The sequence below is a fragment of the Gluconacetobacter johannae genome (assembly GCF_014174305.1).
GTDB classification, from domain to species: domain Bacteria; phylum Pseudomonadota; class Alphaproteobacteria; order Acetobacterales; family Acetobacteraceae; genus Gluconacetobacter; species Gluconacetobacter johannae.
Genome location: NZ_JABEQH010000023.1, coordinates 48,211 through 56,652, shown reverse-complemented (window position 1 = coordinate 56,652; position 8,442 = coordinate 48,211). Strand labels below are relative to the sequence as shown.

General features: G+C 69.4%; 7 protein-coding genes. 4 read left to right on the top strand and 3 right to left on the bottom strand.

All coding sequences use genetic code 11. The annotated features are described in order from the left end of the window. Positions 1-231: 231 nt before the first annotated feature. From HLH21_RS14970 to HLH21_RS14960, 3 genes are all read right to left on the bottom strand, one after another. The gene (locus HLH21_RS14970; RefSeq protein WP_182944560.1) at positions 232-750 is read right to left on the bottom strand and encodes a hypothetical protein; all 519 of its coding nucleotides are present in this window, start codon (positions 748-750) and stop codon (positions 232-234) included. A gap of 257 nt (positions 751-1,007) precedes the next feature. Further along, positions 1,008-2,618: an APC family permease gene (locus HLH21_RS14965; protein WP_182944559.1), complete on the bottom strand. Its 1,611-nt coding sequence runs from the start codon at positions 2,616-2,618 to the stop codon at positions 1,008-1,010. 20 nt (positions 2,619-2,638) lie between these two features. Then, the gene (locus HLH21_RS14960) at positions 2,639-3,958 is read right to left on the bottom strand and encodes an NAD(P)/FAD-dependent oxidoreductase (RefSeq protein ID WP_182944558.1); all 1,320 of its coding nucleotides are present in this window, start codon (positions 3,956-3,958) and stop codon (positions 2,639-2,641) included. 102 nt (positions 3,959-4,060) lie between these two features. Here HLH21_RS14960 and HLH21_RS14955 point away from each other — a divergent pair, with 102 nt between their 5' ends. The 4 genes from HLH21_RS14955 (at position 4,061) to HLH21_RS14940 (ending at position 8,410) form a co-directional block, all read left to right on the top strand. After that, entirely contained in the window at positions 4,061-4,951 is an 891-nt protein-coding gene (locus tag HLH21_RS14955; protein WP_182944557.1) for a dihydrodipicolinate synthase family protein, read from the top strand. A gap of 123 nt (positions 4,952-5,074) precedes the next feature. Then, positions 5,075-6,070, top strand: coding sequence for a 4-hydroxyproline epimerase (locus HLH21_RS14950; RefSeq protein WP_182944556.1), 996 nt, complete (start codon positions 5,075-5,077; stop codon positions 6,068-6,070). Positions 6,071-6,265: 195 nt separating this feature from the next. Further along, positions 6,266-6,943: a GntR family transcriptional regulator gene (locus HLH21_RS14945; RefSeq protein ID WP_182944555.1), complete on the top strand. Its 678-nt coding sequence runs from the start codon at positions 6,266-6,268 to the stop codon at positions 6,941-6,943. Between the two features lie 117 nt (positions 6,944-7,060). Next, on the top strand, positions 7,061-8,410 hold the full coding sequence (locus HLH21_RS14940; RefSeq protein ID WP_182944554.1) for a sensor domain-containing diguanylate cyclase: 1,350 nt from the start codon (positions 7,061-7,063) through the stop codon (positions 8,408-8,410). Positions 8,411-8,442 lie beyond the last annotated feature (32 nt).

The window sequence follows — 8,442 nt, the reverse complement described above, 5'->3', positions numbered from 1 at the left end:
AACACACGCCCCATCCGGCGGAATTCGAGATGTATTACTCGGTCTGATCCCCCCACGGATCACCGATCGGGGCGCCGGAACCGCAAGGGGCCGGCGCCCTTTTTCGTGGGGTGTCGCCCCATAGGCGCGAAGGTCGCATTTCGCAAGAATCTCAGGGCGCTGCCCTGAAACCCGCCAAAGGCCACAGGCCTTTGGAAACCAATCCGTTATCCATGATCGGGGTCCAGGGCCTCAGGCCAGGGTTGGAATGCCCGGCGCCACCGTCAGGTCCAGCCGGCCCAGATAGGTCAGGCGGCGGGCGGCCACGATCTCGCCGATGCGCCCGTCGACGATCCGGGCATAGCCCGAGATCGCCGTTTCCAGCGGGGCCGACCCGACGGCGACGCCGGCGAACAGGGTGCCGGATTCGTCGCTGAGGTGCCATACGTCGCCGCGCACGCAGGCATTGTCCATATAGCGCAGGCCCGGCAAAATATCCTTCAGCACGGGCATCAGCAGGTCGGTCGCGTCGAGGGCGTTGCGGACGAAAGCGCCGCAGTCCTCATCCGGCACGAAATATCCCGACAGCTTGTCCTGGACCATCAGCAGGCCCGGCCGCGCCTGTCGCTCCGTGACCATGCGGGTGCGGATCACGATCCTCTGCGTGTCGGAGCCGATCTCGGAGGTCACCAGGATCGTGCCGATGGCGGTCGTCATCAGGTTGGGCGTCACGCGCATGCGCGTCAGCGGCAGGGTGGCGAGGGTCGTCATGGGCCGCATGCTCCGTCTTTCGACCGGATGGAACAGGATAGGTACTCCCTCATGGCCCGGCCCTCATCGGCGGTCGGGACGCGCTGGCCCGCAGGCCCGGCATCCGCCTGTACGGCGGCCAGGACGTTTCTATTTCATCATAAAATGCCACGATGTTTTGTAACTGGAAGGGACAATCAAGGACGATCTGTCTCGCCCTAACCTCCGGCACGTGGAAAAGTTGCGCCGGTCCGCCGGATGCGCCCGGCGGCGGGGTTTCACCGGCTGGCCTGTTCCATGAACGCCGGGCTGCCGCTGCGCTCGGCCCACAGGTAGATGGCCAGGGCGAACAGCCCGACGGCGGCATCGTCCAGCGGATGCGGCAGGATGCCGCTGCCGCCGAAGCTGCCGACACCCGACAGCACCACCATGCCGGCGAAATAGACCAGCACCCAGCCGGTATGGCGCACCTGCCCGCGATGGCCCGGCCGCCGTGCGGCCCCCCACCAGGCCAGGAAGCCGATCCCCAGCACCAGTTGCAGGGTCAGCAGCCACGACACGGTCTGCCATCCGGACCAGTAGACGATCAGCGACGCGACGATGAACGACAGCGGCCCCATCACGGCCATGCGCGACAGGCGGAACGGCCGGGGCAGGTCCGGCGCGGTGCGGCGCAGGGCGGCGGCGGCGATGGGCGCGAAGGCGTAGCTCATCATCAGGGCCGACGACACCACGCCGATCAGCGCCTGCCAGGAGGGAAAGGGCAGCGTCCAGAACACCGCCATCACGAAGGTCAGGTACAAGGCCGGGCGCGGCACGCCGCTGCCGCGATCGACGCGGGCGAACAGGGCGGGAAAGGTGCCGCCGCGCGCCCAGCCGTAGATGATGCGGGGCGATGCGCCCATGTAGATATTGCCCGTCCCGGCGGGCGAGACGATGGCGTCCGCCACCACCAGCGTCGCCAGCCAGACCGCCCCGACCGTCATCGCGATGTCATGGAACGGCAGCGCCAGGATGTGGGCGATGCCGGCCCACCCGCCGGCCAGCAGCCGGTCGGGCACGCTGCCGACGAAGGCGACCTGCAGCAGCACGTACACCGCCGTCGCCATCAGCACCGACGCCGTCAGCGCCAGCGGAATGGTGCGCTGCGGGTCGCGGACCTCGCTGGCGACCGCGATGATCGGCGTCAGGCCCAGATAGGCGAAGATGATGCCGCCGGTGGAAATCGCGGCCTCGATCCCGGCCCCGCCGGCGGGGGCGAAGCCGTGGCGGGTGAAGGCGCCGGCATCCATGTGGCCCAGCAGCACGACGATCACCAGCAACGGCACGCAGAATTTGAACAATGTGACGATGTTGTTGAACAGCGCGAAGGTGCGGACCGGCGCCAGGTTCAGCCGCAGCAGCCCGGCCAGCACCGCAAGCTGCACCAGCCAGCCCGCCCAGGTCGGGTCGCCAGCCGCGTTGCGGGTCAGTCCGGGGATCCACGCCCCGGCATATTGCCGCGCCGCCACGATTTCGATGGAAATCAGGCTGGAAAACGCGATCACGGTGATGAGCCCCATCAGGAAGCCCAGCAGCGGCCCATGGCTGTAGGCCGGATAGCGCACGGCGCCCCCCGCGTGCGGCAGCGCCGCCCCCAGTTCGCAGAAGACCAGCCCCAGCAGCAGCACCGCCAGCCCGCCGACCCCCCAGGAGACGACGCTGGCCGGCCCCGCGATGGCCGACACGTTCGACGCCGCGAACAGCCAGCCCGACCCGAAGATGGACCCGAAGCCGATCATCGTCAGGTCCAGCAGCGACAGCGACCGGCGGAAATGATCGGACGGCGCTTCGCCGACAGGCGCGTCGGGGGCAGGGAAGGAGGAAGCGGCGGGGGTGCGGGTGTGCATGGAACGCCTTGTGTCGGGGGTTATGTCGGGGGCGGTTGCGCCAGGGCGGGTTGTAGGGGCTGGACGTGGCGTATCCGGCTGAATCGCTCGGGCCGGAAGGGCGCCAGCGCGATCGGCGGGGCGATGTCGGTCGCCAGCGCGCACACCAGTTCGGCGGTCAGCGGCGCCAGCGTCAGGCCCAGATGCTGGTGTCCGTAGGCCGCGATCGCGCCCGGCAGGCCGGGCAGCGGCCCGATGGCGGGCAGGTAGTCCGGCAGGGTCGGGCGCGACCCCATCCAGTGGCTGAAGCCCGAGGCGACCGGCAGGCCCAGGTCGCGGACGTTCTCTTCCAGGTAGCGCCATTTGCGGGGGTCCGCCGGGGCGTCGGGGGCCGTGAACTCGACGAAGGACGACGTCCGCAACCGCGCGCCGAACCGGCTGACGATCATCGACCGTTCCTCGAACACCATCGGCGGCAGGGCGGGCATGCCGCCATGGTCCCATTCGATGTGGTATCCGCGCTCGGCCACCACCGGCGCGGACAGGCCCGCCGTCCGCAACAGCGCCTTGCTGCCGACGCCGGTGGCGATGACCACCCGGTCGGCCACCAGCACCTCCCCGCCCGTCAGATGCACCGCCGTGCCTGCGTCGTCGCGCGCCAGCCCCACCGCGCGCGCGGCCACGCGCCGCACCTGCGCCCCATACAGCGTGTCGGACAGGATGTTCATCACCGTGCCGGGGCTGATGGTGACCCGCCCGGTGCCCTCCAGCTTCAGGGCGCCGCAGGGGCGATGGGCCAGCACGCCGTCCAGGTTGGGAAATTCGTCCTCGTCCAGCTTGCGGACGGTGGCGGTGCCGGTATCGGCGGCCAGCCAGTGCGCCATGCCCGGCCCGGCGCGCTGGGGATCGTGCCAGAACATCAGATGCCCGCCTTCGTCCAGCAGGTCGGGCCGGCCCAGTTCGGCCGTCATCCGCCGCCAGGCCGGCAGCGCCTCGGCCAGCAGGTCCCGCAGCGCCTGCTGGCCCGCCTGGGCGCGGGCGGGGCGGCAGGCCTGCAGGTAATGGCGCAGCCACGGCACCCAGGCCCCCGGCCGCGTCCAGCCGAAATCCAGCGCGCCGCCGCGCAGGAACAGCCGTCCGGGGGCCGAGGCCAGCGCCGACGGCGACGCCAGCGGCATCACCTGTTCGGTCGCGATATGCCCCGCATTGCCCGAGGACGCCGGCGCCGCGTAGCGGGGCTCGCTGACCAGCGTGACCTCCAGCCCCGCCGCGCGCAGGGCCCGCGCGCAGCACAGCCCGACCAGCCCGCCGCCCACGACGATGGCGGTCCGGGGGGGCGTCGGGGCAAGGGGTTCGGGCATGTCGCTCATGCCGGAAGGGGGCGAAGGCAGGATGATTTCGTCCTTTCAATATCGACACGTATACGATAAACGAAACAAAATCGAAAGCAAGCGAGGCGCACGATGAAGTGGACAGGCGTATTCCCCGCCGCGACGACACAGTTCGCGGCGGATGGTGCGATCGACATCGCGGCGACGCAGGGCGTGCTGGACGCGCTGGTGCGCGACGGGGTGCACGGCCTGGTGGTCATGGGCACCTGCGGCGAGAACAATTCGCTGGAACCCGAGGAGAAACGAACCCTTCTCCGCGCGGCGTGCGAGGTCGTGGACCGGCGCGTGCCCATCATCGTCGGCGTGTCGGAACTGACCACCGCCCGTGCCGCGCGCTTCGCCGCCGACGCCGCGCGCATCGGCGCCGACGCGCTGATGGTGCTACCCGCCATGGTCTACGTCCCCACCGAGGCCGAACTCGAAGCCCATTTCTCCACCGTCGCGGCAGCGTCCGACCTGCCGATCATGCTGTACAACAACCCCACCGCCTACCGGGTGAACATCACCCTGCCGGTGCTGGAACGGCTGGCCGCGATCCGGACGATCGTGGCGGTCAAGGAAAGCTCGGCCAACACCTGCCGCTATACCGACCTGCTCAATGCGTTCGGCGACCGCTTCGTGCTGATGGCGGGGCTGGACGACGTCGCCCTGGAAGGGCTGATGCTGGGGGCGCAGGGCTGGATCTCGGGCCTGACCAGCGCCTTCCCCCAGGAATCCGTGGCGCTGGTCGCGGCCCTGGCCCAGGGCGACATGGAACGGGCGCTGGCGATCTATCGCTGGTTCATGCCGCTGCTGCACCTCGATGCCGAACACGACCTGGTGCAGGCCATCAAGCTGGCCGAACAGATCATGGGACGCGGCAGCGAGCGGGTACGCATGCCGCGCCTGCCGCTGTCCGGCGCCCGCCGGGCGGCGGTCACGGCGATGGTCGAACGCGCCGCCGCCACCCGTCCCTGTGGCTGATTTCGGTCCGGGGCAGGCGGGTTCCATGGCGGCTCCATGATCGTGGACAGGTCGTTCTTCTAACCTCGGGCACACCGGCCCGGCCAGCGGCCGGACCATCCCATCCGGACCAGGGGGCACGCGATGCGTCATACTTTCTTCTGCGTCGATGGACATACGGCGGGCAACCCGGTCCGGCTGGTCGCCGGCGGCGCGCCCCTGCTGCGCGGCACGTCCATGAGCGAACGCCGGCAGGATTTCCTGGCCCGCTTCGACTGGATCCGCACCGGCCTGTGCTTCGAACCGCGCGGACATGACATGATGTCGGGCGGGTTCATCTATCCCCCCACCCGGCCGGACACCGACGCCGGCCTCCTGTTCATCGAAACCAGCGGCTGCCTGCCCATGTGCGGGCATGGCACGATCGGGCTGGTCACCTTCGCGCTGGAGCACGGGCTGATCGTCCCGCGTGAACCCGGCCGCCTGACGCTGGAGGTCCCGGCCGGCACCATCGGCGTCTCCTACACGACCGAGGGCGGGCGCGTGACCTCGGTCACCATCCGCAACGTCCCGGCCTATGTCGCGGCGACCGGGGTCGAAATCGACGTACCCGGATTCGGCCCGATGGTGGTCGATGTCGCCTACGGGGGCAATTTCTACGCCATCGTCGAACCCCAGGGCCCCTATCGCACCCTCGACGAACTGGGCGCGCAGCGTATCCTGGAGCTCAGCCCGCGGGTGCGCGCGGCCGTGCGGGCCGCCTGCCACCCCGTCCATCCGCTGGACCCGACCATCGCCGGCGTCAGCCATGTGCTGTGGGCCGAACCGGGCGACGCGCCGGGGCAGGGCCGCAACGCCGTGTTCTACGGCGATCGCGCCATCGACCGCAGCCCCTGCGGCACCGGCACGTCCGCCCGTCTGGCGCATCTGTGGGGTCGTGGCGAATTGAAGGTCGGCGCCCGCTTCGCGCATGACAGCTTCATCCGCAGCCGTTTCATCGGTGCGATCGACTGCGAAACCGACCTCGCCGGCCGGCCGGCGATCGTGCCCCTGATTACCGGCAGCGCGATTTCGACCGGCCTGAACACAATCTGGATCGACCGCGAGGACGTCTTCTGGCAGGGTTTCCAGATTGTCTGACCGGTCAGAATTGTTTTGTAAGCGGGTCTGTCAGGCAAGGTCATTCTGTCGTATCCCGCAGGGCGCGATGCCCCGGATCGCCGGCGGACCCGCTTCCGAAACACGCTTTCGGCTCCCTTGATGAAAATGGGGCCGGCCCGATGGCAAACGGGCCGGCTCCGGTTTTTCCGCGCTGCCAGGAGGTTGCTTCCCCACATGCCCATAGGCAAACCCCTGCCCGCGATCGCCGACCGTCCGCTGACGATCCGGACCATTTCGGATCAGCTGTATTACCTGATTCGCGACCGAATCCTCAGCGGCGCCCTGCCGGACGGCGATCCGATCCGCCAGGATACGATCGCCACCGAACTGGGCGTCAGCAAGATTCCGCTGCGCGAGGCCCTGGCCCGGCTGGAGCAGGACGGGCTGGTCCTGTCCCATCCCAATCGCGGCTTCTCGGTCAGCACCCTGTCCTCGGCCGAGGCCGAGGAAGTCTTCATCCTGCGCCTGCAACTGGAACCGCCCGCCGCCGCCCGGGGCTGCCGCATGGCCACCGCCGCCGATCACAGCGCCGCCCGGATGGCCCTGACCCGCCTGCGCCGGGCGGAACGCCATGACGACCCGGATACCGGCGCCTACAACCGCGCCTTCCACCTGGCGCTGATCCAGCCCGGCGCCGGGACGCTGACGATGTCCTTCGTCGAACGGATCAACGTCCTGGCCGACCGGTATATCCGCTTCCATCTGCGGTCCGAGGACCGCTACGAACGCGCCCACATCGCCCACCAGGCGCTGCTGGAGACCTGGCTGGGGGGCGATGCCGACCTGGTGGAACGACAGGTGGCCCAGCATATCCGCGATACGATGGAAGACCTCCACAAAGACCTTCCCTGAACCGTGTTCCCTGCCATGGCGGGCCGTGCGGCGTTGCGGTAGGCGGCCGCATGTCGTTATGATCGGGCCGACACGTACCGGGGGGACGTCGAGCAGGTGCAGGATTTCGCGGATATCATGGCCCAGGCGATCGCGGGCAGTGGGACCGGCATCTGGGACCGCAACATCGCCACCGGGGAAATCCGTTATTCGCAGGGCTGGGCCGAACTGCTGGGCTATCGGCCCGACGAGGTCTCGAACCGGATCGAGGACAGCTACGACCGCGTGCATCCCGACGATCTGGCCTATGTGCAGGCGACCATGCAGGCCCATTTCGAGGGACGAAGTCCGGGCTACGAGGTCGAACACCGGCTGCGCTGCAAGGACGGCGCCTATAAATGGGTCCTCAGCCGTGGCCGCGCCATCGAACGCGACGCCGCCGGCCGGCCCCTGCGGATGGTGGGGACGACCACCGACATCACCTCGATGCGCCTGCTGGCCGAGGAACTGCGGACCAGCCGGGACCTGATCGCCAACCTGACGAACGAAATCCCCGGCCTGGTCTTCCAGTACCGCCAGGCCGCCGACGGCGCCGCCTGCCTGTCCTATGCCAGCATGCGGATCGCGGATATTTTCGAACTCCTGCCCCGGCAGGTGGCCACGACCGTCGCCCCGCTGGAAGCACGCATCCACCCCGAGGATCTGGATCTCTACCGTGCCACGCGCGCGGCCTCGGCCGCCGACCTGGCGCCGTGGCACTGCACGTTCCGCGTGCTGCTGCCCGTCCATGGCCTGCGCTGGCGGAAGATCGACGCCCACCCGGTCCGCCAGAAGGACGGCGGCATCCTGTGGCACGGCCTGGTTGTCGACGTGACCGAGCACAAGCGCGTGGAACAGGAACTGAAGGACCTGGCGTGCATCGACCATCTGACCCAGCTGCCCAACCGGCGCGCCTTCGCCGAACGGCTGGACGAGGCCTTCCAGGGCGTCAGCCGGGCCGCGACCTGCCAGGGCGACTGCTACGCGGCGGGCGGCGAGGGGGACGACAGCCGCGCGGCCGTGCTGATGATCGACATCGACCATTTCAAGATCATCAACGATACATACGGCCATACGGTCGGCGACGCGGTGATCCGCCATTTCGCCACGATGTTGCGTACGACATTGCGCGTGACCGACAGCGCCGGCCGGCTGGGCGGCGAGGAATTCGCCGCCTGCCTGCCGGGCGCCGACCTGGCGCAGGCCGAACTTTTCGCCAGGAGGCTGCGCCGCAGGGTCGCGGCCAACCCGGCCATCGTGCGGGGCCGGGCGATCGACTTCACCGTCAGCATCGGCATTTCGGACATCACCGCGTGGGACACCCACGCCGGCGATCCGCTGGCGCGCGCCGACATGGCGCTTTACAGCGCCAAGGAACGCGGCCGCAACCGGGTGGAAATCGCCGCCGGACGCGCGCCCGGCCTGCGCCACGACCGGGCGGCGTCCTGAGAGGCTGTCTCACAAGGCCGCCTGCCGGCGAT